General features: G+C 57.1%; 25 protein-coding genes. 16 read left to right on the forward strand and 9 right to left on the reverse strand.

From position 1 onward, the window contains the following. The coding region (ribA, locus tag AC2FLX_RS18860) for a GTP cyclohydrolase II (RefSeq protein WP_496875497.1) at positions 1-528 on the forward strand (528 nt) is incomplete at its 5' end. Beyond that, entirely contained in the window at positions 525-1025 is a 501-nt protein-coding gene (locus AC2FLX_RS18865; RefSeq protein ID WP_496810669.1) for a L,D-transpeptidase family protein, read from the forward strand. The genes ribA and AC2FLX_RS18865, both read left to right, overlap by 4 nt. Here the strand turns inward: AC2FLX_RS18865 and AC2FLX_RS18870 are convergent. Next, positions 1009-1668, reverse strand: a complete 660-nt coding sequence (locus AC2FLX_RS18870) for a YggS family pyridoxal phosphate-dependent enzyme (RefSeq protein WP_496810670.1) — start codon at positions 1666-1668, stop codon at positions 1009-1011. The genes AC2FLX_RS18865 and AC2FLX_RS18870 overlap by 17 nt on opposite strands. 109 nt (positions 1669-1777) lie before the next feature. Further along, positions 1778-2773: a porin gene (locus tag AC2FLX_RS18875; protein ID WP_496810671.1), complete on the reverse strand. Its 996-nt coding sequence runs from the start codon at positions 2771-2773 to the stop codon at positions 1778-1780. Between the two features lie 295 nt (positions 2774-3068). On the opposite strand from AC2FLX_RS18875, the gene AC2FLX_RS18880 reads away from it, so the two are divergent. The 5 genes from AC2FLX_RS18880 to AC2FLX_RS18900 all read left to right on the forward strand — a co-directional run bounded on the left by AC2FLX_RS18880 (position 3069) and on the right by AC2FLX_RS18900 (position 8349). Next, a complete protein-coding gene (locus tag AC2FLX_RS18880) occupies positions 3069-3554 on the forward strand; it encodes a DUF3576 domain-containing protein (RefSeq protein WP_496875500.1) in 486 nt (161 codons plus the stop codon). Between the two features lie 72 nt (positions 3555-3626). Then, positions 3627-6167, forward strand: a complete 2541-nt coding sequence (gene leuS, locus AC2FLX_RS18885) for a leucine--tRNA ligase (RefSeq protein ID WP_496811428.1) — start codon at positions 3627-3629, stop codon at positions 6165-6167. Beyond that, entirely contained in the window at positions 6154-6645 is a 492-nt protein-coding gene (gene lptE, locus AC2FLX_RS18890) for an LPS assembly lipoprotein LptE (RefSeq protein WP_480750352.1), read from the forward strand. Before leuS ends, lptE begins: the two co-directional genes overlap by 14 nt. Next, positions 6642-7670: a DNA polymerase III subunit delta gene (gene holA, locus AC2FLX_RS18895; protein WP_496811427.1), complete on the forward strand. Its 1029-nt coding sequence runs from the start codon at positions 6642-6644 to the stop codon at positions 7668-7670. The genes lptE and holA overlap by 4 nt, the downstream gene beginning before the upstream one ends. Positions 7671-7752: 82 nt before the next feature. Then, positions 7753-8349 carry a glutathione S-transferase family protein gene (locus AC2FLX_RS18900; RefSeq protein WP_496811426.1) on the forward strand — a complete coding sequence of 199 codons (597 nt, stop codon included), beginning with the start codon at positions 7753-7755 and terminating at the stop codon, positions 8347-8349. On the opposite strand, the gene AC2FLX_RS18905 is transcribed toward AC2FLX_RS18900, so the two are convergent. After that, entirely contained in the window at positions 8316-9533 is a 1218-nt protein-coding gene (locus AC2FLX_RS18905) for a TIGR03862 family flavoprotein (RefSeq protein WP_496811425.1), read from the reverse strand. The genes AC2FLX_RS18900 and AC2FLX_RS18905 overlap by 34 nt on opposite strands. 262 nt (positions 9534-9795) lie before the next feature. Between AC2FLX_RS18905 and ttcA the strand changes: the two genes are divergently transcribed. The 9 genes from ttcA to AC2FLX_RS18950 all read left to right on the forward strand — a co-directional run bounded on the left by ttcA (position 9796) and on the right by AC2FLX_RS18950 (position 18558). After that, entirely contained in the window at positions 9796-10665 is an 870-nt protein-coding gene (gene ttcA / locus AC2FLX_RS18910; RefSeq protein ID WP_496811424.1) for a tRNA 2-thiocytidine(32) synthetase TtcA, read from the forward strand. Between the two features lie 118 nt (positions 10666-10783). Then, entirely contained in the window at positions 10784-12277 is a 1494-nt protein-coding gene (locus AC2FLX_RS18915; protein WP_496811423.1) for a putative bifunctional diguanylate cyclase/phosphodiesterase, read from the forward strand. Between the two features lie 126 nt (positions 12278-12403). Further along, positions 12404-14233 carry a membrane protein insertase YidC gene (yidC, locus tag AC2FLX_RS18920; RefSeq protein ID WP_496875498.1) on the forward strand — a complete coding sequence of 610 codons (1830 nt, stop codon included), beginning with the start codon at positions 12404-12406 and terminating at the stop codon, positions 14231-14233. Beyond that, entirely contained in the window at positions 14230-14967 is a 738-nt protein-coding gene (locus tag AC2FLX_RS18925) for an MOSC domain-containing protein (RefSeq protein ID WP_496747669.1), read from the forward strand. Before yidC ends, AC2FLX_RS18925 begins: the two co-directional genes overlap by 4 nt. Then, on the forward strand, positions 14964-15617 hold the full coding sequence (gene yihA, locus AC2FLX_RS18930) for a ribosome biogenesis GTP-binding protein YihA/YsxC (RefSeq protein WP_496747668.1): 654 nt from the start codon (positions 14964-14966) through the stop codon (positions 15615-15617). The genes AC2FLX_RS18925 and yihA overlap by 4 nt, the downstream gene beginning before the upstream one ends. An 81-nt stretch (positions 15618-15698) precedes the next feature. Next, complete coding sequence (gene argB / locus AC2FLX_RS18935) at positions 15699-16562, forward strand: acetylglutamate kinase (protein ID WP_480750367.1); 864 nt, start codon at positions 15699-15701, stop codon at positions 16560-16562. A 57-nt stretch (positions 16563-16619) separates the two neighbouring features. Then, on the forward strand, positions 16620-17414 hold the full coding sequence (locus tag AC2FLX_RS18940; protein ID WP_496747666.1) for a sterol desaturase family protein: 795 nt from the start codon (positions 16620-16622) through the stop codon (positions 17412-17414). Continuing rightward, positions 17381-18064 (forward strand): ferredoxin, encoded by a 684-nt coding sequence (locus tag AC2FLX_RS18945; RefSeq protein ID WP_480750370.1) that lies wholly within the window; start codon positions 17381-17383, stop codon positions 18062-18064. Before AC2FLX_RS18940 ends, AC2FLX_RS18945 begins: the two co-directional genes overlap by 34 nt. Continuing rightward, complete coding sequence (locus AC2FLX_RS18950; RefSeq protein WP_480750371.1) at positions 18061-18558, forward strand: SixA phosphatase family protein; 498 nt, start codon at positions 18061-18063, stop codon at positions 18556-18558. Before AC2FLX_RS18945 ends, AC2FLX_RS18950 begins: the two co-directional genes overlap by 4 nt. A gap of 62 nt (positions 18559-18620) precedes the next feature. Here AC2FLX_RS18950 and AC2FLX_RS18955 read toward each other — a convergent pair whose 3' ends face one another. From AC2FLX_RS18955 to AC2FLX_RS18980, 6 genes are all read right to left on the reverse strand, one after another. Next, positions 18621-19412 carry an amino acid ABC transporter ATP-binding protein gene (locus AC2FLX_RS18955; protein ID WP_480750373.1) on the reverse strand — a complete coding sequence of 264 codons (792 nt, stop codon included), beginning with the start codon at positions 19410-19412 and terminating at the stop codon, positions 18621-18623. Positions 19413-19422: 10 nt separating this feature from the next. Then, positions 19423-20730 (reverse strand): amino acid ABC transporter permease, encoded by a 1308-nt coding sequence (locus AC2FLX_RS18960; protein WP_480750374.1) that lies wholly within the window; start codon positions 20728-20730, stop codon positions 19423-19425. A 1-nt stretch (position 20731) separates the two neighbouring features. After that, positions 20732-22000 (reverse strand): amino acid ABC transporter permease, encoded by a 1269-nt coding sequence (locus tag AC2FLX_RS18965; protein ID WP_480750375.1) that lies wholly within the window; start codon positions 21998-22000, stop codon positions 20732-20734. A 134-nt stretch (positions 22001-22134) separates the two neighbouring features. Beyond that, a complete protein-coding gene (locus AC2FLX_RS18970) occupies positions 22135-23151 on the reverse strand; it encodes an amino acid ABC transporter substrate-binding protein (protein WP_480750377.1) in 1017 nt (338 codons plus the stop codon). 210 nt (positions 23152-23361) lie between these two features. After that, the gene (locus AC2FLX_RS18975) at positions 23362-24069 is read right to left on the reverse strand and encodes an ATP12 family chaperone protein (RefSeq protein WP_496810980.1); all 708 of its coding nucleotides are present in this window, start codon (positions 24067-24069) and stop codon (positions 23362-23364) included. A gap of 4 nt (positions 24070-24073) precedes the next feature. After that, positions 24074-24592 (reverse strand): HAD-IA family hydrolase (locus AC2FLX_RS18980; RefSeq protein ID WP_496875499.1); only part of this gene is annotated, 519 nt, incomplete at its 5' end.

The following is a 24592-nucleotide window of genomic DNA, read 5'->3' on the forward strand; positions in this document are numbered from 1 at the left end:
CTGCATGTCTTTCGTCCTGACGACGGCGGCGAAGAGCACTATGCAATCGAAATCGGCCGTCCAGATCGTGAAAAATCCGTGCTGACCCGATTGCATTCTGCTTGTTTTACCGGGGACCTCATGGGCAGTCTGAAATGTGACTGTGGGCCGCAACTGCGCGGCGCGCTGGCTCAGATGGGGGCCGAGGGAACGGGCGTTCTGCTGTATCTTAATCAGGAGGGGCGCGGAATTGGTCTGGCTAACAAGATGCGCGCCTACTCCCTGCAGGATCAGGGGTTTGACACGGTCGAGGCCAATCACAGGCTTGGTTTTGAGGATGACGAAAGAGATTTCCGGCTTGGGTCGGATATCCTGAAATCAATGGGGTTCAAATCGGTTCGATTGCTGACCAACAACCCGGCCAAGATAGCGATGATGGAACGAACTGGGATCGCCGTGACCGAACGGGTCCCGCTCAAAGTTGGCCAAACCGCACACAATCGCGGGTATCTGGCGACCAAAGCCGCCAAGTCCGGTCATCTTTTGTGACCCCGTTCGACCTCGTACTCAACCCAATGGGTGTTCGGTTTCGCGGGCGGCATTTTCCCTGCTCGATCGGCAAAGGTGGGCTAAGCAACAAAAAGCAAGAGGGGGATGGCGCAACCCCAACCGGCATCCACCGAATCGTTGGAATGCTCTATCGCGCAGACCGTATCTGCCGCCCAGCTTCGTGGGCGCGGCCAATTGGCCCGCGCGACCTATGGTCGGATGACGTTCGGGATGCGTCATACAACCATCTGGTCCAAGACCCTTATCGGTTCAATCACGAACGGCTGCGTCGTGCCGACCCTTTGTATGACCTTGTACTGATCACGGACTGGAACTGGCCGAATGCTGTACCGGGGCGCGGCTCGGCCATCTTTGTCCATCAGTGGCGTCGTCCGGGTTACCCGACCGAAGGCTGCGTGGCCTTTCGCCGCGACCATTTGCGCTGGATCGCGGAACGTATCACACCGGGAACGCGCCTGATCATCCCTTCGGCTTGACACGCTCGCCAAAAATCGCCGAGCCGATGCGGACATGTGTCGCGCCCAATGCGATTGCCGATTCGAAATCGTCACTCATTCCCATCGACAGGCCGGTCAAGCCATTGCGCTCCGCAATCTTGGCCAAAAGCGCGAAATGCAGCGACGGCTCCTCGTCGACGGGCGGAATGCACATCAATCCGCGAATGGGCAGATCCAGAGCACGGCATTCGGCAATGAATGCGTCTGCCGCAGCGGGTATCACACCGGCCTTCTGCTCTTCCTCGCCGGTGTTGACCTGAACGAACAGATCCGGGCATTGGCCAATTTCCTGCGCCAACCGCGCAATGGTTTTGGCCAGTTTCTGCCGGTCGACCGAGTGGATGGCATGGCAAAGCTCCATCGCCTGCCGCGCCTTGTTGGTCTGCAACGGGCCGATCAGATGCAGGTCGATCCCATCATACCGTTCCATGAATTCGGGCCATTTGCCTGCGGCTTCTTGTACCCGGTTTTCGCCGAAACACCGGTGACCCTGCTGCAAAACCTCTTCGACGCGCTCATTCGGCTGAACCTTGGACACCGCAATCAGTTTGACGGAGCCGACAGGGCGGCTTGCGGCGGCCTCGGCCTTGGCAATACGGTCGCTTATGTCTTGCAGGGGCATTGTTTTCCTCGTTCTGCTCACTGGCAGCAGAAAAACACCATGTGGGCAAAAAAGAAAAGGGCAGGTCCGAAGACCTGCCCATATTCAGTACCGTTAGACGGTGTACAGCTTAGAAGCTGAAGTACACACCGGCCTGAACCTGGCTGCTGTCTGCGACTGCAGAGTCAACGTAACCGGCAACAAAGGTCACGCCGCCGCCCAGGTCGTACTGGTAGTTCAGGCCCCAGCTGGTGCCGTCGTCTGCGAGAATTGCAGTGCCGCCCGCAGCCAGGTTGTTCGAGTCAGCATTCTGGACCCAGAGCAGCAGGTTGCTGGCTGCGCCGATGTCAACGTTACCCGAAACGGTGATTGCGTCGGCTGCTTCGGTCTGGCCGTATGCGATCTGAGCACCGAACTGACCCCAGTCAGCGCCGGCTGCGATCAGCCACAGGCCATCGTTCAGCTCTTCACCGGTGTCGGCAACCGGGCCGTCAGACGAAGCCTGGTACGCGCCGGTGACGAAGTAGTCGTTGAAGCTGTAGGTCAGCATGACGCCGGTGCGGTTTTCACCGCCAGCGGAACCGGCAACCGAGCCGCCGTTACGCTGGGAGTACGACACGTGACCGGTGAAGCCGCCGACAGTGTACAGAGCTTCAACACCGTTGTTGCCAGCGCCAGCCGACGAGAACGAGTCCCAAGCTGCGCCGATGATCGGCAGGCTGAAGAAGCCCATGCCGTCGATGCCGGTGCCAACCGAGATGGTGGGCAGGTACAGGCCGGGTGCGTTGTCGATCGCGCCCCAGATGTTGCCAACGTTCACACGCAGGCCTTCATAAGCCACGAAGAACTGGGGGCCGTTCCAGCTGGCTGCACCAGGTATGCCATCACGGTTTTCGGCCTGAGCACGCAGGCGGGCACCCAGAGTCACGCCGCCGTCGGTTTCGGTCGACATGTCGAACTGCAGACGCAGACGGCTGGTGATGTTGGTTTCCGAAACGCCGACAGCGTTTTCGTTGGCGTCGTTATAGTCCAGACCAAAACGGCCATAGCCGCTGATGCGAACTTCTGCGGCTGCCATGCTTGCGGTGGCGATCAGCGCAGTCGTTGCGAAGAGAACTTTTTTCATCGTGTTTCCCTCGGTTTTCAATCATTCGCCCAAACCGGAGAATCCGGCGTGGGTATGGACAGGGGTTTCGCTCTTTCCCCCCTGTTTTGGCAAGCCTTGTGACCAGCGCCGGGTCAAAGTCGTCCCGGATGGTGCAGCTTTGCCACAGTCTGTGCCTTGGCCGCGTCCAACGTCGTAGGATATCCAACGATGCCCATCAGTTTACCTGCGGTTGCCGAAACGCCCTTGCCCGCACATATGGACAAGAATAGAGTGGCCGCGGTTTTGGAATTCGGGACTGGAGACACTCTTGCAGATGCGCCTCAAATTCATCTTGCCCATCACGCTTACCCTTGGTGTCGCCGCCTGCGGCGCGAATCCTACGGCCACCTCAGCCCCGCAGCCAACCGACTCGCTGGATTTCAATGACGACGTCAGAGCCTCTCAAGATCGGGCCAAGTCGTCATTTTGGGATCTCTTCGGTCCGGACAAGACCGAACGCGCGGGCAACGTAAACAAGTACCTGTGGGCCGCTTCTTTCGATGTGCTGAATTTCCTTCCGGTTCAATCCGTTGATCCGTTCACCGGGGTAATTGTCACAGGATACGGCACACCTCCCGGAGGTGGCCGCTCGTATCGTGCAACAGTGCATATCAAGGATCCGGCACTCGATGCACGTTCCCTGTCGGTGTCGCTGCAAACCAGCGGTGGTGGTGCCGTCAGCCCCGCGACCTCGCGTGCGGTCGAGGATGCAATCCTGTCCCGCGCGCGCCAGCTTCGTATTGCCGACGACAAACTCTAGAATCCGGCGCGAAATCGCTCTAATACCACGCCGGGCCCTGACCCGGCGTTTTCATTCACGAAGGACCGCACGATGTCGCGCTACTCCGCCACCGAAATCGAAGCAAAATGGCAAGAAGCCTGGGACAAGGCCGGGATCTTCACCGCGCGCCGCAGCGCCGACAAGCCGAAATACTATGTGCTTGAAATGTTCCCGTATCCGTCGGGCCGCATTCATATGGGACATGTGCGCAACTACACGATGGGCGATGTCATCGCGCGCTACAAGCTGTCCACCGGCCACAACGTGTTGCATCCGATGGGTTGGGATGCATTCGGGATGCCAGCGGAAAACGCCGCGATGGCCATTGGTGGTCATCCGAAGGACTGGACCTACAGCAACATCGCCGACATGCGCGACCAGATGAAACCACTTGGCCTGTCCATCGACTGGTCACGTGAGTTCGCGACCTGCGATCCGGAATATTACGGCCAGCAACAGGCGCTGTTCCTCGACATGCTCGATGCCGGGCTGGTCTATCGCAAGAACGCTGTAGTGAACTGGGACCCGGTCGACATGACCGTTCTGGCCAACGAGCAGGTTGAAAATGGTCGTGGCTGGCGTTCGGGCGCATTGGTAGAGCGGCGCGAACTGACCCAGTGGTTCTTCAAGATCTCGGATTATTCCGAAGAGTTGCTCGACGCGCTGGACACTCTGGACAACTGGCCCGCCAAAGTACGCCTGATGCAGGAGAACTGGATCGGCAAATCCCGTGGTCTGCAATTCGGCTTTGAACGCACTGACGGCAACGATCCGATCACCGTCTATACAACCCGCCCCGACACGCTGCTGGGCGCATCTTTGGTTGGCATCTCGCCCGACCACCCGATCGCAAAAAAGCTGGAAGCCGAAAACCCCGAAGTGGCTGAATTCGTGGCCGAATGCCGCAAAGGTGGCACCACGGAAGAAGCCATCGAAACTGGCGAAAAGCTGGGCTTTGATACAGGCATCAAGGTCAAGCACCCGCTGGACCCGAGCTGGGAACTGCCGGTCTGGATCGCCAATTTCATCCTGATGGATTACGGCACTGGCGCAATCTTTGCCTGCCCTGCGCATGACCAGCGCGACCTCGACTTCTGCCGGAAATACGGCTTGCCCGTGGTCGATACATTCTTTGCGCTGGATGACGACACACCGGTCGACAAGATTGCATTCGTCCCGCCGAAAACCGAGAAAGTTCGCTGGGTGAACCATTTCGCAGGCTTGACCGAAGCGACAGGAGAAGAGGCGATCAACGCCACCGTCGATTTTGCTGAAAAAGCCGGTTGGGGCGAGGGTGTCACCAAATACCGCCTGCGTGATTGGGGCCTCAGCCGCCAGCGCTATTGGGGGTGCCCGATTCCCGTCGTGCATTGCGAAAGCTGCGGTGTGGTGCCCGAGAAAAAAGAAAACCTGCCGGTCCGCCTGCCCGACGATGTGACATTCGACAAACCGGGCAACCCGCTGGACCGCCACCCGACCTGGCGCGATTGCACTTGCCCGTCTTGTGGCGCACCAGCCAGTCGCGAGACCGATACGATGGATACCTTCGTCGATTCGTCGTGGTATTTCGCGCGCTTTACCGCTCCGCGTGCGGAAACGCCTACCGATCTGACCGAGGCGGAATACTGGATGAATGTAGACCAGTATATCGGCGGCATTGAACACGCGATCCTGCACCTGCTCTATTCCCGCTTTTTTGCGCGGGCGATGAACCTCACCGGCCACCTGCCGAAAAAGGCCATCGAGCCGTTCGACGCGCTGTTCACACAAGGCATGGTGACGCATGAGATTTACCAGACGCGCGACGACAAGGGCCGCCCTGTTTATCACCTGCCCGAAGATGTCGAGGACGGAAAACTCAAATTGACAGGTGAGACGGTCGAAGTAATTCCTTCGGCGAAAATGTCCAAGTCCAAGAAGAACGTGGTTGATCCCGTATCGATCATCTCGGCTTTTGGCGCCGATACCGCGCGCTGGTTTGTACTGTCCGATTCGCCACCCGAACGGGACGTTGAATGGACTGCCGCCGGAGCGGAGGCTGCGCACAAGCACCTAAGCCGCGTTTGGAATCTCTGCGACAGGATCGGCGCCATGGAGGCCGATGCAGCGGGCGAAGGCGATGAGGACCTGTTGCGCGAGATGCACAAAACCATCCGCGACGTGACATTGGGTGTCGAAAGCTTTGGCTTCAACGCAGCCATCGCCAAACTGTACGCCTTCACCAATACACTGGCAAAATCCAAGGCCGGTGCGGCGGCTCAGAAACAGGCGATTAAAACATTGGCCCAGCTAATGTCGCCGATGACGCCACATCTGGCGGAAGATATCTGGGCGCATCAGGGCGGTGAGGGCCTTGTGGCCGTTGCCCCGTGGCCCGTCGCGGACGAGATGATGCTGGTTGATGACACCGTCACATTGCCAATCCAGATCAACGGCAAGCGTCGCGCGGAAATCAGCGTACCAAAAGATATGGACAAAGCCGAGGTTGAAAATATCGCGCTCAGCACCGAAGCTGTCCAAAAGGCGCTGGATGGCAACGCGCCGAAGAAAGTTATCGTTGTTCCGGGCCGGATCGTGAATGTCGTTGTTTGATCGCAGAACATTGCTTGTGATGCCGCTGGCGCTGGCTGGCTGCGGCTTTCAACCGGTTTATGCTCCGGGCGGGGCGGGATCAGCCCTATATGGGCGGGTCGAAGTTTCGGCTCCAAACTCCGTCGAAACCTATCTGTTGGTTGAGGATCTTGAACAACGGTTGGGGCGCAGCGCGGTATCTGGCGGCGACTACAAGCTAAAAGTCGACCTTTCGACTTTCACCCAAGGCGAAGCTATTACGTCGACCAATGAAACGACCCGGTACACGATTGTCGGTAGAGTTAAATATTCTCTCACTCAGTCAACAAATGGCGGTGTCGTCGCATCCGGAGACGTCGAAAACTTTGTCGGTTATTCCGCGACCGGCTCGACGGTCGATACTTTGGCGTCTGAACGCGATGCGCGCCGGCGCCTCATGACCATACTGGCTGATCAGCTGACCGCCCAGCTTTATGCAACCGCAGAAGTGTCACCATGAAGCTCAGTCCGCGCGAGGCCGAAGGGTATTTCGCCAGACCGGACTCCGATAAGGCAGGTATTCTGATCTATGGTGCGGACACGATGCGCGTCGCGCTGAAACGGCAGCAGATGATTGTCGCACTGCTGGGACCGAATTCCGAAGAGGAAATGAGGCTGTCCCGAATGTCGGGAAGTGACTTACGCGGAGAACCCGCCCAGCTTTTGGATGCCGTAAAGGCTGTAGGATTCTTTCCCGGCCCGCGTGCCGCATTTGTCGAGGACGCAACAGATGCAGCAGCCCAATCCATCTTGGCAGCGTTGGAGGAGTGGTCCCCGGGCGATGCCCAGATTGTCGTAACCGCCGGCCAATTAAAGGCTACCTCCAGGATTCGAAAGGCCTTCGAGTCGCATCCCAACGCCTATGCGGTTGGAATCTATGACGACCCACCTTCCAGATCGGAGATCGAGCGAACATTGACGCATGCTGGGATCGCAAATGTACCTCGCGAATCGATGGCTGCCCTGACCGATCTTGCCGCCGAGCTTGGACCGGGAGATTTCGCCCAAACCGTCGAAAAGCTGGCACTTTACAAACGCGGCGACGAATCAGAACTTGCTATTGCAGACATCGAAGCCTGCGCGCCTCAATCCACCGAGGCCGCGCTGGACGACGTTCTGAATGTGGTTGCCGAGGGCAAGTCAGGTGAAATCGGCCCATTGATCCGCCGCCTGCAGGCACAAGGAACAAACGCCGTTAGCCTCTGCATTGGCGCGACCCGGCATTTCCGGACGCTTTATGCTTGTGCTTCCGACCCTGGCGGCGCTGCCCAGGGGATCGGCAAGCTGAGACCACCGATTTACGGTAAACGCCGTGATCGCATCTTGCGGCAGGCACATAACTGGGGTGCCCGCAAACTGGAAACTGCACTGACAGTTCTCACCGACACCGACCTTGCCTTGCGCTCGGCCGGTCAGACGGCCCCCGCCATGGCATTGGTTGAACGGGCGATGATCCGGCTTGCGATGTTGGCGCGTTCACGCTGAGGTGTTCTGACGAAGCGTCTGGCTTGACGTGACCGCTCGCGTTCCCAGATTGAAGGGCGAACAGATTGGCAGGGAAATCATCATGTACAAGATCTATGGTCGCATCAAAAGCCGTGCATCGCGAGTTCTGTGGCTTCTGGAGGAGTTGGAACAAGAGTACGAATTCATCGACGTCGGCCCTCATGACCCGCAGGTCAAGGCACTGAATGCATCCGGTAAGGTCCCGGTGCTAGTGGATGGCGAGACAGTCGTAACCGACAGTTCGGCCATCATGACTTATTTGGCCGACAAGCATGGACGCTTCACTTATCCCGCTGGGTCCAAGGAGCGCGCCGAACAGGATTCGTTGTTTTTCACCCTCCTCGACGACTTCGATAGTATTTTATGGGTGGCGGCCCGGCATATGTTCGTTCTGCCGGAAGAACAACGGGTTCCACAGGTGATCGAAACCGCAAAATGGGAATACAACCGCAACTATGTGCGGATGGCTGATCGGTTCAAAGGCCCGTTTCTGCAGGGCGACAAAATGACAATTGCCGACATACTATGTGTTCATTGCATGAACTGGGCCGTGAACGCGGGCTTTCCCATGAATTCGGACACCCTCAAAGCTTATGCAAAGGAAATGCGCAGTCGTCCGGCGTTTCAACGCATGGGCGCATTGACACAACCTGCCTGATCCCTTTTGGTATGGTGCAGCCACGCGGCGGCGGACCGACCGGCCCAGCGGCCTGTGGCCAGGCACCCCGTCAGCAGATACCCACCCGTGGGTGCCTCCCAGTCCAGCATTTCCCCGGCACAGAAAACGCCGGGAAGTGCCTTTAACATCAACCCACCATCAAATGCTGTGCGGCTGACGCCACCCGCGGTCGAAATTGCCTCATCCAAAGGGCGCAAACCCGCATGGCGAATGGGCAAGGACTTGATAAGGTCGGCGAGTTCCTGACCATCGGGAAGCGGCCTCCCAAACTCCATTAGCAATGCGGTTCGTACCGGCCCAAGCTTCAATGTCTTGCGTAAATGGTTCGATAGGCTGAGCTTTCCTCGCGGTTTTGCCAGTCGCTGCGTGAGAACTGCAGGCGATACCTCTGGCAACAGATCCATTTGCAAGGGCGCGCCTTCCCGAACCGCCTTGCAGATTGCATAGATACCACCACCTTCCAGCCCCCGCGCAGAAATAACCGCTTCCCCTCGTGTTCGCGACCCTCCCGCACTCAAAGCGACGCCCTTGATTGGCTCGCCGTACAAGGGTCGCATATGCTCTGACCACGCAACCAGCAAACCGGCGTTTGCCGGTGCGAACTCAGCAATTTTCACACCTTGCGCGGCCAGCAAGGGCGCCCATGCCCCATCCGAGCCCAAGCGCGACCAACTGGCGCCCCCCATCGCAAGCACAGTGACGTCAGCAGCGACACGGTGCCGTCCTTCAGGCGTTTCAAAAGCCAAATCGGCACCATCCCATCCGACCCAACGGCACCGCGGTTGCAATCGAACACCCAACCGGTCCAAGCGGGACAACCACGCTCGCAAAAGGGGAGATGCCTTCATTGCAACCGGAAACACCCGCCCGGTGGACCCGGTAAATAATTCCTGCCCCAATCTCCGCGCCCAATCCTGAACCGCCTGAGAATCCATTTCCGAAACAATCGGGCGTAGCCAATCGGCAGCATCACCATAAGCGCTGATTAGGTCAGAGAAAGCTTCGTCTTTGGTTAGGTTTAGACCGGACTTGCCCGCCATAAGGAGCTTTCGTGCGGCCGAGGGTTTTGCTTCTGCAACAAAAACCGAATGACCGGCGATAGCCAGTTCGTCGGCAGCCATCAGTCCCGCCGGTCCCGCGCCGATCACAACGGCCTTTGCCATCCGATTTCCTCTTATCCGTCGTAGCACCCGCTGACTGATCCGACCTTTGTGCTCGGCACATTCCATTGACGGTATAGTGCGCACCGTCCCGGTTAGACCTCGGACCGCCAGGCTTTATCCATCCTTCTATAGGACCCAAATGAGTATATTGCGATTGCGAATTCGCCCGACCGAAGCGAAATTGACATACCATTGCCTTTCCTATCATGAACGACAATCGCATGCCCTTGCCCGGTTCCGGCAAACCTAGTACAGCCAGCAAATGCTCGACGAACCCGATGATATCCACCCGCTTTTTACCGGCGCGCCCTCGACCACCGAGTACAAGAAGCTGCGCAAACGCATCGTGCGTCAAACACGCGAAGCGATCGAGCATTATGGCATGGTGGATCGCGGTGCCAAATGGCTGGTATGCCTGTCGGGCGGCAAGGACAGCTATACCTTGTTGGCAGTATTGCACGAATTGCAATGGCGCGGGCTGCTTCCGGTCGAGCTGTTGGCCTGCAATCTGGATCAGGGACAGCCGGGTTTTCCCGCAACTGTACTGCCCAAGTTTCTGGAACGCATGGGCGTACCCCACCGCATCGAGTATCAGGATACCTATTCGGTGGTGGTCGACAAAGTTCCGCAAGGGCGAACCTATTGCGCCCTTTGCTCAAGGCTGAGACGTGGAAACCTGTACCGGATTGCACGTGAGGAGGGGTGTTCGGCGGTCGTTCTTGGCCATCACCGCGATGACATTCTGGAAACATTCTTCATGAACTTGTTCCACGGCGGGCGCTTGGCGACAATGCCTCCGAAGCTGGTCAATGAAGAAGGCGACCTGTTCGTCTATCGTCCGCTAGCCCATGTCGCCGAGACAGATTGCGAGAAATTTGCGACCCAGATGAATTATCCCATCATTCCCTGCGACCTGTGCGGCAGTCAGGATGGATTGCAGCGTCAACAGGTCAAACAGATCCTGGACCAGTGGGAGAAGAACACCCCGGGACGCCGGCAGGTCATGTTCCGAGCACTCACCAACATCCGTCCTTCGCATATGCTGGATCCGAAACTGTTCGATTTTCAAGGGCTTGTGGCTCAGGTTGGAAAAAAATCTGAGGATCCAGACGAAATTCCGTTACTGCGTTAACGTCTCACTTAGAGAGGTTTCCTAGGTTCAGTCAGAGCGTACGATGCTCTAACACGAGGCCAAGGAAACGATGCAGATACATTCTTTGCTCACTCGGTTATGTGGTCGAGCTCTTGCAGTGCTGAACGGACCGGCCATTCTCGCTTTTCTACCCGCGATCACTCTGGGTGCATTCTGGCTAGGCGGCGAAGGCGCGCTGCTCCTGACCTCTCTTGGCTTGCCGCTAGTATTCGCGTTTGCGGGTGCACTGGGGCGTTGGCCCACCGAACAGAATCACTCACGCGACCGCGTGACCGGTCTTATTCAAAGGGATGAATTCCAAATCAAGGCCGCAGAGTTACTCGCAGGCCTGCGGGCCAGCGGGCAGGAATCGGCGTGTTTCATAATCGTTCTGGACGACCTCGATCGAATCGAAGAACGGCACGGCACATTGGCCGTCGACACCATCGTCCAACGCAGTGGTGAACGCATTTTGGCAACGGTTCGCAGTCAGGATATCGTCGCCCGCCTCGGGAACGCCAAATTTGCTGTCTGTGTATCACCTGTAAGTCAGCTGGATCTGGAACACTGCATACAATTGGCGGGGCGCATTCAAAGCGGGATCGAAGACCCGATATCGCTGGACGGAACAACCATCTATGTCTCATGCTCCCTTGGTTTCTGCCTCGATCGGCGCGCACTAGGTCACGGCGCGCAAGAATGGATCGGCGCCGCGATAGCGGCTTCGAACGAAGCCAGACAAAATGGCCCTTCGTCAATCCGCGCCTACACTTCCGACACACGTAACAGGATAACCACCCGGGCGGATCTGCGGCGGGATATTCAGCACGCCCTGAATTGCAACCAGATCGTTCCGTGGTTTCAACCACAAATCTCGACGAACACAGGCAAACTGACCGGATTCGAGGCTTTGGCCCGGTGGGAACATCCGAACCGCGGCATTCTTGGCCCCGGTGCCTTTCTTGCCGTCGCCGAAGAGGCGGGTTTGATGGAACGCCTCGGGCAGAACATCCTGCGTGGTGCCCTTGCCGCACTGGTCGCCTGGGACAAAGCCGGGGCAGACGTGCCGCGTATCACGGTCAATTTCTCGTCAGACGAGTTGCACAACCCGGGTTTGGTGGACAGGATTCGGTGGGATCTGGATCAGTTCGATCTGACGCCAGGTCGGCTAACCGTAGAAGTTCTTGAAACAGTGATTAGCAAGACACCAGGAGACATCGTGGCGCGCAACATTGCAGAGTTGCACAATCTGGGTTGCTGGATCGACCTGGATGACTTCGGAACCGGGCATGCCTCGGTCGCTTCTCTGAAACGCTTCAATATCTCACGGATCAAGATCGATCGTTCCTTTGTAACTCGTGTTGATCGTGACCCTGCGCAGCGGCAGCTTTTGACTGCGGTTCTCTCACTTGCCGAACGGCTGAATCTTGAAACGCTGGGAGAAGGCGTCGAGACTGCGGGAGAACATTCAGTGCTCGCGCAGTTGGGGTGCGGCCACGTTCAGGGGTTCGAGATCGGGCGCCCCATGCCGTTTGGGCAGACGTTGGATTGGTTGTCCGTTCACAACACTAAACTGCAGGAGACACCGAAAATTGGGCGCGATACCGGGTGATTCTTTCACATTCCGTGTCCTTTACGGCGGATTACCGGTGACTTTCAGGGCGAATCTGCTTGACCTTTTGGGCTGCACTCTGTTGAACCCACCGGTGTCAATCAAAGCACAAGGTGGCTGTCCCAGATGGACGATCAGAACAAGAACCTTATCCTCGCAACCGTGCTCAGCTTTCTAGTGATCCTTGTGTGGTTCGTGCTGTTCCCTCCTCCGGAACCCGAAACTCCCACCAATGAGACCGCTATAAGCACGATCGAAAGCGATGGCGTTCAAACTCCAAGTGCCGTCAGCACGGACGGGTCGGCGCCCGCGACCAACGTCACGGCCGAGGCCGAGCCCGAAGCAGAAGCACCGCAGGTCAAGATTGACACCCCACGCCTGACCGGCAGCCTGTCGCTGTCCGGCGGTCGGATCGACGAGCTGTCACTGAAGGATTACCGGGTCTCTCTGGCCAAGGACTCCCCGATCGTAGAACTGATGTCCCCAGTAGGAACGCAATCGGCCTATTATGCGCTCTATGGCTGGGCGCCGGGTGCAGGTGTTACCGGCACTGACTTACCCGGCCCCAATACCCTGTGGAGCTTGGAGAAGGGCGAAACGCTGAGCGCTGACAGCCCGGTTACGCTGATTTGGGACAATGGCCGGGGCCTGACCTTCCGTCGGACAATCTCGGTCGACGAAAACTACATGTTCACCGTGACCCAGTCCGTCGAAAACGCCTCACAGGCCGAAGTGGGCATGGCACCCTATGGTATTCTGGCCCGACACGGAACTGGCGAGGACGCCGACCTGCCCGGTTTGAAGAATTTCTTCATCCTACATGAAGGCGTCATCGGGATGACCGACGGAACGCTTTCGGAGATCAAATACAAGAACGTGCGCGATTTCGACGTTGATCCGAACGAACGCGCGCAGGCTGAGGTCTTCCAGGTCAAGGACAGCGGCTGGATCGGTTTTACCGATCACTATTGGATGACAACGCTGATCCCCGCTGAGGGTACGGCATTCAAAGCCGCCGCAAAATATGATGATCGCCGCAAGATCTACCAAACCGAAACCGTATTGCCGACCTTGACAGTCGCCCCCGGCGGTTCTGTCGAGGTCACCACGCGGCTGTTCGCCGGAGCAAAAGAATGGGAAACCATTCGCGAATACCAGGCCCAGGGCGTTCAGAAATTTATCGACAGCATCGATTGGGGCTGGTTCTTTTTCCTGACCAAGCCGATCTTCTGGCTGCTTCACAACATCAACCAGCTGATCGGCAACATGGGCTGGTCAATCATCGGTCTGACCCTGATCATCAAGGCAATCGTGTTCCCGCTGGCGCTGAAATCCTATGTGTCGATGGCCAAGATGAAGGAATTGCAGCCGCAGATGGAAGCCCTGAAAGAAGCCGCTGGCGACGACCGCCAAAAGCTTCAGCAGGGAATGATGGAGCTCTACAAGAAGGAAAAGGTTAACCCTGCCGCGGGCTGTCTTCCGATTCTACTGCAGATCCCGATCTTTTTCTCGCTCTACAAGGTGATTTTTGTCACCATCGAACTGCGTCAGGCCCCCTGGTTCGGCCCGTTCCAGGATCTGAGCGCGCCGGACCCGACCTCGATCATGAATTTCTTCGGTTGGCTGCCTTGGGCCGGCCCCGAGCCAGGAACGCTGATGGCAACCATTCTGATTGGAATCCTGCCACTGCTTCTGGGTATCTCGATGTGGGTACAACAAAAGCTGAACCCGGCGCCAACCGATCCAACGCAGGCGATGATCTTTGCCTGGATGCCATGGGTCTTCATGTTCATGCTGGGTAGTTTCGCCAGCGGACTCGTGGTGTACTGGATCGCGAACAACACGATCACATTCACGCAGCAATACATCATTATGCGCAGTCACGGCTATACCCCCGACGTGTTTGGCAACATTAGATCCAGCTTCAAGAAAACGCCGAAAACGGATAAAAAATGAGTGGAGTCGTCACCAGCCTCTGGCGGCATCCAATCAAAAGTCATGGCCGCGAAGCTTTGAAAGACGTGACATTGACCCCCGGGCAGACCATGCCCGGGGATCGTGTTTGGGCCGTTGCCCACGAGATGTCAAAAGCGGACGGCACCACATGGGCACCTTGCGTGAATTTCAGTCGGGTCGCAAAAGTTCCTGCACTAATGGCCATAACCGCCCGCTTGGAAGGCGACCGGGTTACTTTGAGCCACCCACAACGACCGGATTTGACCTTTGCGCCCGACGTCGAGGCGGACGTATTTCTGGATTGGGTGCGCCCACTGATGCCCGAAAATCGAGCCGCGTCAGCCCGGATCATCCGCGCGCCGGGCCGCGGCATGACGGATAGTGATTTTCCCTCCGTTACCCTGTGCAACATGGCTTCGCATCAGGCGGTCGAGCAAAAGATGGGACGAGAACTGTCAATACTGCGTTGGCGCGGCAACATTTGGTTTGATGGGCTGGCCCCTTGGGAAGAGTTCGATTGGATCAACCGCAACATACAAATCGGGGATGCGGTTCTCCGCGTTCGGGAACGGACGGTGCGATGCCCATCGACAATGACCAACCCCGAAACAGGTGTTCACGATGCGGACCCGCTAAAAACACTCGAAACCTGGGGGCATCGTGATTTCAGTGTTCGCGCCGAAGTCCTCAAAGGCGGCTCCATCCGTCTCAACGATAAGGTAGTGCCTCTGTGACCGCCCTTCCATTTCCCCTGGCTGAAGACCCTGACGCGCTGGCCCAAGAGGCCGGGCGAAAGCTCTTTGCCGGGCCGTCGGAATTCGTAAAGGGCGTGGTTGCCATGACTGGCCTGCCCGAACCTGACCGGCTGGAGGTCTGCTTCGCAGGCCGCTCGAATGTAGGCAAGTCGAGCCTGATAAATGCGCTCACAGGTACCAAGGGGCTGGCGCGGGCGTCGAACACGCCGGGACGTACTCAGGAAGTCAACTTTTTTGCCCAAGGCCCCGATCTGTATCTGGTCGACCTGCCTGGCTATGGCTACGCCAACGCACCGCTCAAGATAGTCGAGAAGTGGCAAAAGCTCCTGAAACAGTACCTTAGCGGGCGGCAAACGCTGAGACGGGCCTTTGTGCTGATTGACGCTCGCCACGGGGTGAAGCCGGTCGATGACGAGATCATGAAACTGCTCGACACAAGCGCCGTCACCTTTCAATGCGTGCTGACCAAGGCGGACAAGGTTAAGGCCAATGATCGTGACAAGGTTCTGTCACAGGTACGTTCCGCGCTGGCAAAGCACCCCGCCGCATTTCCCGAGATTGTCCTGACCTCGTCAGAGAAGGGAGATGGCATTGCGACCCTACGCTCAATCATCGCACATTTGGAATAACCACAGCGAATATTGGCAATCACAGGGTCTTGGCAGCCTGACCCAAAGGCCCTAACACGGTTCGTCAAAGGGACCTAAGCCATGAAGACACGAGACATGAACCGGGACTGGATCGCAACCGCCGCCACATTGAACAGCGCCTTGCCGTATCTGCAACGCTATGACGGAGCCATCGTCGTCATAAAGCTGGGTGGTCACGCCATGGGCAGCGACGAGGCCATGGAAAGCTTCGCCCGCGATGTGGTTTTGATGCGTCAGGTCGGAGTAAATCCGGTCATCGTGCACGGTGGCGGCCCGATGATCAACGCAATGCTGGACAAGCTGGATATCCAGTCCGAATTCGTAAATGGCAAGCGGGTCACCGATCAGGCTACCGTCGAAGTAGTGGAGATGGTGCTGTCCGGCGTGGTGAACAAGCGAATCGTGCAGGCGATCAATGCCCAGGGTGGTATGGCGGTCGGGCTATCGGGCAAGGATGCCAATCTGATGATATGCGACCAGACCGACAGCTCCTTGGGATTTGTCGGCACACCATCGCTGATGAATCCCAAATTGCTGCACAACCTTTTCGCCCATGACATCATTCCGGTGATCGCACCCCTGGGCGCAGGCCGAAACGGCGAAACTTTCAACGTCAACGGCGATACTGCGGCCGGGGCAATTGCTTCTGCTTTGAAAGCCGACCGCCTGTTGTTGCTGACTGATGTTTCGGGCGTCAAGAACGCCGCCGGAGAGGTGGTTACCGAACTGAAAGCCGGGCAGATTCGCGAGATGACGCGCGAGGGTACCATCGCAGGTGGCATGATCCCCAAAACGGAAACCGCGCTTGATGCATTGCACAGTGGCGTGAGAGCGGTGGTCATTTTGGACGGTCGCGCGCCAAACGCAGTCTTGCTGGAATTATTCACTGAACATGGCGCAGGGTCGTTGATTCGCCCGGATTGACGATTTCGTGACGGTTCCAAGCTTGCGCTTTTCGTTCACATGCTCAAGTGTGAATGTATGGAAAATGAAGCCGCCATTCGTCTGGGTGTTTTCCTGACCCTTTTTACCCTGTTCGCGGGCGCCGAAACGCTGGCGCCGCGTCGTGCAAGGCAATTGGCGCGATCTCGAAGATGGCTGACCAATCTGTCGATCACGGTGCTGAACAGCGTCCTGCTGCGCCTCATGGCCATCGGCATGCCGTTGCTGGCAGTTGGTGCTGCATTGGATGCCGACCGCAATGGCTGGGGCCTTTTCAATACTGTCAATTGGCCCGGATGGATCGAGGTCATAGTTTCGGTTCTAATACTGGACTTTGCGATATGGACGCAGCACCTGATCACGCACAAAGTTCCGGTCCTGTGGCGATTGCACCGGGTTCATCATGCCGACCGTGACATGGACGTGACTACTGCCATCCGTTTTCACCCGGTCGAGATTGCGCTTTCCATGCTCTTGAAGATCGGGCTGATCTACCTGCTGGGGCCCAGTGCACTGGCGGTGCTGATTTTTGAAATCCTGCTGAACGGGACGGCACTATTCAATCACTCGAACCTGAAACTTCCGCTTGCCGTTGACGCGGTTCTGCGTAGGGTTCTGGTTACGCCCGACATGCATCGTGTTCATCACTCGGTGCTGCGGGACGAGCACGACAGCAATTACGGATTTGCCCTGTCGATATGGGATCGGATGTTGGGAACATATGTGGCGCAGCCGAAACGCGGGCACGGCGCGATGACTGTCGGCCTGAAATGGCAGGACGACCGACCAGCACGACTGGGGTGGAGTCTTTGGCTGCCGTTTCGGAACAAGTGAGTTATTCCGAAATCGAAGCGGTTGCTCACACAGCTCGGCTGATCGTGATGGGTGCCCAGCATCCTTGCAGAAGCGAGGCCAAAGGTCTTGACTCGGGCACCCTGATCTTGCTGGGGACAGGACCTGAATTTTGGGACGTTTTTCAAGCTGCGCCCGAAGGGAAGGATGGCCACCCTGATCCGGTCGATCGCTGGTCGGCCCGCGTCATCGGCGACATGGCCGACAGCTTGGGCGCCGAAGCGCGATTTCCTTTTGGCGGCCCCCCTTACGAGCCATTCATTGATTGGGCGCTGAAATCCGGGCGGGCCTTTCAAAGCCCAGTTGGCGCTCTGGTGCATGACACGGTGGGCATGATGATCTCATATCGGGGGGCTCTTTGGTTTGACCGTGAACTCGCCATTCCCACGACATATGCGCCCTCGCCCTGTATTACATGTAGTGCCCCTTGCTCCACGTCCTGCCCGGTGGGTGCGTTGAATTCAGACACCTTCTACCAAGTGGATGCCTGTCACAGCTATCTCGACACCAAGGGCGGCCAAACCTGCATGACACAAGGTTGTACCGCCCGTCTGGCTTGCCCACTCAGTGCTGGGGCAGAACGAAATCCGGCGCAAACCGCACATCACATGCAGCATTTTCATCCCCGATGACCCGCACCTTGATCCTGACCCGACACGCCAAATCCAGCTGGGACGATCCGTTTCAGGAGGATTTCGACCGCCCTCTGAACAAACGCGGTCAAAAATCCGCAAAAGCGATAGGAACTTGGCTGCGAGACAAAGGCTGGCAGCCGGATCAGGTTCTCAGTTCATCTTCGCGACGCACCCGCGAAACCTGGAAGGAAATGGGTTTCGACACGCCCGAACCCGACTATACGGACGTGCTGTATCACGCATCGCCGCAACAGATATTTGACGTTCTGCGCGAAGCCAGCGGGCGGACAGTTCTGTTGCTGGGCCACAATCCTGGCATTGCCACATTCGCCAGGAGTGTTGTCGAGGAAGCGCCTGCTCATGCTCGATTCTTCGACTATCCTACATGCGCAACCACGACTATCGAGTTTCCAATCTGTAACTGGCACGATCTCGGCAAACGCACCGGCGAAGTGATGGATTTTGTCGTCCCACGCGACCTTCTGGAATGAGAAAGGCGGGGAAACCCCGCCCTCCCTTTTGTCGAAATAGAATGGGCTTCCCCAACCAAATATCAGTGACCCAAGATCTGGCTGAGAAACAGCTTGGTTCGGTCGCTCTTTGGGTTGTTGAAGAACTCTTCCGGTTCATTCTGTTCCACAATTTGACCTGCATCCATAAAGATCACACGGTTGGCGACCTGACGTGCAAAGCCCATCTCGTGCGTGACGCATAGCATGGTCATGCCTTCCTCGGCCAATTCGATCATGGTGTCGAGCACCTCTTTGATCATTTCCGGGTCCAGCGCCGAAGTGGGTTCGTCGAACAACATGATCCGCGGCATCATGCAGAGCGAACGGGCAATCGCCACACGTTGTTGCTGACCACCTGAAAGTTGACCGGGATACTTGTCCGCCTGTTCCGGGATCTTCACCTTTTCCAGAAAGTGCATTGCCCGTTCTTCGGCCTCTTTTTTGGGCGTCTTGCGCACCCAGATCGGGGCCAAAGTGCAGTTTTCCAGAATGCTCAGATGTGGAAACAGGTTGAAGTGCTGGAACACCATGCCAACTTCCGACCGGATCTTGTCGATGTTCTTGAGGTCGTTCGACAGTTCCGTTCCGTCCACCACGATCTTGCCCTGCTGGTGTTCTTCCAGCGCGTTCAGGCATCGGATCAGGGTGGATTTCCCGGACCCTGACGGACCCGCGATGACGATACGTTCGCCCTGATTGACCGTCAGATTGATGTCGCGCAGCACGTGAAAGGACCCGTACCACTTGTTCATATTGGTGATCTCGATAGCGACCTCGTCGCTGACCGTCATCTTTGAACGGTCGATTTCACGATCTACAGCAAGTTGAGACATTGGGCCCTCCTTAGCGATGGCCAGTGTGGAGCTTGCGCTCCAGATACATGGAATAGCGGGACATGGAGAAGCAGAAGACAAAGAACATCAAGGCGATGAAGCCATAAAGTTCCCATACGATGCCATTCCATTCAGTCGTCGCGCGTGTTGCGGTGCTGAGGCCCAGAGGGTCCAGAAGTCCGATGATCGAAACCAGCGTGGTGTCCTTGAACACCCCGATGAAAGTCGAAACGATACCCGGGATCGAGATCTTGAGTGCCTGAGGCATGATGATCAGACGCTGCGCCTGCCAATAGTTGAGGCCAAGCGAATCCGCGCCTTCATACTGGCCACGCGGCAGGGCAGCGAGACCACCCCGGATCACTTCGGCCATATAGGCCGAGGCGAACAGTGTCACCATGATCAGCACACGCAAGATGATGTCGAAATTCGTCCCCGGCGGTAGGAACAGGTTCAACAGTGTCGATGCCACGAACAACAACGTGATCAGAGGCACGCCCCGGATGAACTCGATAAAGCCCACACACAGGTATTTGACGATCATCAGATCAGATTGACGGCCCAACGCCAGAACAATGCCCAGCGGCAACGAACAACCAATGGCTACAACGCCGATGGTGATCGACAACATGAAGCCCCCGAATTTGCGGCTTTCCACGGGCTCAATGCCAATTGCAGCAATCGAGTTCATTGTTTCGACAAAATACCCGGAAACGACGACCCACCAGATCACGGCCGCCAACACCCCCAGGATGATGCCCAGTAGATTGCTGGTCGCCTTGCTAACGGCGGTATAGACGAACCAACCGATAACGAACCCAAGCAGGGCCGCCAGAGGCCCCCAGATCGTTCCACCCCACAAAAGCCAGGGGAAGATGAACGGGTAAAGCGCTGTGAAGATCAGCAGTTTCGACGGCACCTTGTCGGCAAACAGAACCGGCGCCAAAGCCACCCCCAACAGGACAAAAGTCGCAATTGGACGCCAATACAGCTCTGCCGGGTAGAAGCCAAAGATCAACTGGATCCAACGCTCATGGATCACACCCCAGCACGCGCCGGCGTAATGACCTTCACGGCCCAGATTATGCAGGATTTCCCGACACTCCGACAACGAACCAGCATCCCAAGTCGGAGAGAGAATCCACGGAACCAGCCCTGCAAGGATCTTATAGACGAAGAAGATCGCCAAAATGGTCAGGATCGAGTTGAACCAGTTAGAAAACAGGTTGTGGCGCATCCAGCCGAGGGCGCCTACTTCAGACGCGGGTGGCTCCTTTTCGGGGAGCATTTCAGTTCGGACAAAACCTATGTCAGACATCTCAACGCTCCTTCAACTTTACGGATTCGTTGTACCAGTTCATAACCGCCGAAATGCTCAGCGAAATGGTCAGGTACACCAGCATCAACAGCAGAACGCATTCCAGTTCACGTCCAGTCTGGTTCATTGTGATGCCGCCCAGCGTCCCGGTGATGTCCATGTAGCCCACGGCGATCGCCAACGAGGAGTTCTTGGTGAGGTTGAGATAATTCGAGATCAGCGGAGGGATAATCACCCGCAATGCCTGCGGCAGGATTACCAGGCTCATGATCTTGTTTGAACGCAGACCCAGCGCGGCTGCGGCCTCGGTTTGGCCCTTGGATATGGCCATGATGCCTGCTCGCACGATCTCTGCAATGAACGCGGCCGTATAGAGCGACAGCGCCAGCCACAGGGCGATCAGCGAGTTCCGCAGGTGTGTCCCACCCATGAAGTTGAAGCCCTTGAGTTCGGGATACCCCAGATGAAATCCCAGCAGATACAAAAGGATTGCCAGCGGCACTAGAACTACGCCTAGTCGCTGCCACCATGTCACCGGACGGTCGCCGGTGGCCTCCTGAATGCGGTCTGCGCGATGCTTGAGCCAGTTTGAAACCCAAAAACCAGCGCCAAGAACGATGAGAACCGCGATCAGATCGAGGCTGACATCAAACCGGAGGCTGGATTCACCAAACAGATGGACATCTCCCAAACTGTTGGAAAACAGGAAATCTGGGACATACACACCGCGGTTGGTAACCGCCACGCTGTCGCTAAGCATCATCGTGGCCTCGGGATTCTCTCCACGGAAGGCTCGCGGCGATGGAAGTGTTTCGATCAGGACCGCCATGATGAAAACGATCCACAACAGTACTGGGACGTTGCGGAACATCTCGACATAAACTGTCATCAAGCGTGCAACGATCCAGTTATGGGACAGGCGCAGAACGCCAATGATCACCCCCAGTACGGTCGCGGTGATACACCCCAATACCGCTACGACCAGTGTGTTGAGCAAACCGACAAAAGCCGCCCTTAGGTGTGTGTCGCGCGAAGTGTAGTCCAGCAGGCGTTGATTGATGTCATAGCTGGCCGGTTCCGCGAAGAAGCCGAATTCGACCGGTTTTCCCAGCTCTGCCAAGTTGTTGATAGTATTGGAAATGATCCAGGCTGCCAAAAGCATGAAACCGATCAGCGCGATAACTTGGATTGTCGCAGAACGGTACCGCGTATCGTAAAGGAGCATGGACAGCCGGAACTGCTCCTTTGGCGGGTCAGTGAGAGTCGTCATGACCTATGTAATCCCCGTGACATCCCGGTTTTTTTGTCGGGCAGGGTTCTTCCCTGCTCCCCATCGCCGGGTCTGTTGTTTTTTATGGGTGCAAAAAAGGGCGCAGGTTGTCCTGCGCCCTTTCAGCGTGACACTTAACGGAACGGCGGCGAGTACAGCAGACCGCCTTTGGTCCACTGGTCGTTCAGACCACGCGCCAAACCGATCGGAGTGCTTTCACCGATGTTCTGGGCAAAGATTTCGCCATAGTTTCCGGCAACCGCAATTGCGCGTTTGGCCCATTCGGCATCCAGACCCAGCATTTCGCCCAAGGTGCCTTCGGTACCCAGCAGGCGGTTGATTTCCGGATTGTCAGTTCCGGCAGTCATCTCGTCAAGGTTGGCCGAGGTCACACCCAGTTCTTCTGCCGAGATCAATGCGTTGAGGGTCCAGCGAACCACGTCACCCCACTCGTGATCACCGTGGCGGACCAGCGGCCCCAGCGGCTCTTTCGAGATGATTTCCGGCAGGATCACGTGATCGCCCGGGTTTTCGAAAGTGGCGCGGGTGGCTGCCAAGCCAGACGCGTCGGTGGTGTAGGCATCACAGGCGCCCGCCAGATACTGTTGCTGGCCTTCCGCGTTGGTTTCGATCGGAACCGGCTCATAGCTGATGTTGTTCGAGCGGAAGAAATCCGCCAGGTTCAGCTCGGTTGTGGTGCCGGTCTGGATACAAACGGTCGCCCCGTCCAGTTCCTTGGCCGAGCTTACGCCCAGCGCTTTAGGCACAATAAAGCCTTGACCGTCATAATAGTTGATCCCGGTGAATTCGAACTTGAGGTCGACGTCACGGCTGAAGGTCCAAGTGGTGTTGCGCGCCAGCATGTCGATTTCGCCCGATGCCAGGGCGGTAAAGCGGGTTTTACCAGTGGTCGGCACGAATTCAACGGCATTGGCATCGCCGAGTACTGCGGCTGCCACAGCGCGGCACACGGCCACGTCAAAGCCTTTCCACTCCCCATTTGCATCAGGCGCTGCAAAGCCAACGAGACCGGTGGTCACACCGCAGTTCAGCTTGCCACGCGCCTTGACGTCGTCCATGGTTCCTGCCGCTGCGGCACCTGCAGCCAGACCGGCAACCGTAGCCGCGCCCAAAATTACGGATTTTTTCATATTTACCTCTTCCTGATTTTCCACCCCTTACCGAGGCGGTTCAACCGGCAATCCCATTTGCCGGAAAGGTTACCCAAAAGGTCTCTCCCCTTTAGTGGGCTCAAGTTTGGTCCCATTCGTCAAGAAACGTCAAGACCAGTATATGGGAAATCGATAACGCTTTGGTATCGATTGACCTTGGGTCAATCAGTTTTGGCAGAAAGCTTCCACCTATTCTGCGAGATCATAGAACCGCTTAGCGTGCAAAAACGCCAAGCGCTTTACTTCCGCGTGTTTCAGCGCTTCCTCGTCGGGACCCCACTGCTCTTCCTGCCAAAGTTCATCCAAACGCGAAATGCGCCAAATCTCATCCGGATCGCGCCAATTCCGGGCAGCTGCAAACCCGAGAATCAGCGAACCTGAAAGGCTCACAAGATCGTGAAACGCTGCTAACTGAAAGTCGTTCATCCGATGAACTTTTTCACCGAGCCCCTTTAGCCCAGCAACAGATTGTGGCTGGTGAACGACACCGACAACCGGCACAAGTCTCACACCGAGATCACTTTTTGCCCAATCGAGCGCCGGGTCCCACTGTGCAGCCTGCCTTGCGACCAGAGATTCGGGTTGGTCTGCCCGATAACATAGCAAATCCGAATCGCCATAGGCGGCCAACATGTCCGCAACCTCGGCATGTTGATGATGCACCTTATCGATTGCCGCATTGGCCGAACGCGTAAACGGCATCGTGTTTGGATCGACCACGGTTTCCTGTTCATCCCACTCCCTGGCCACTTCACTGGCCATGCCTGCAGTTGGCATTACCAGCCCAGCTTTGGCCGGAGTTTTCACCCGCCGACCGTCGAGTTCGACTGTAAATCCGCCTTCGACCTCAACTACGGCGCTTTCTTTCCAAAACCGCTTCGGTTTCCAATCGCTCATGTATTCAGTTCCAGATATTTCCCAGGGCAGAGGGGAGTTGATCAAAACCATCGATGACTTGATTAGCTTGTGACAGGGTTGATCTGTCGTGATACCCCCAGCTTACACCAACCCCTGCAACATTTGCCGCCCGGGCCATCTCCATATCGAAACTGGTGTCGCCGATCATGACCGTCGAGGCGGCATCGACGCCCGTTTCCCGCCGTGCAGTGTCGATCATCGAAGGATGAGGTTTCGACGGATGGTGATCTGCGACCTGACGGGTGACGAAAAAGCTATTCAGCCCATGCGCTTCCAGCAACACGTCCAATCCTCGTTGGGATTTCCCTGTCGCCACGCCAAGCAGAAACTCGGGGACCGAGTGCAGCGCTTGCAAAGCGTCAACCGCGCCGGGATAGAGCGGCGAGCTTGCTGCACCCTGCGCAAGGCGATGCGCGTGATAGGCCTCTTTGTAGCCTTCGACAAGGTTGTGCCAAATCTTGTCAGAGTACTCCGGCGCCAGACGCGCCATGGCTTGCGGCAG

It is taken from the genome of Ruegeria sp. YKSF57 (assembly GCF_059612585.1).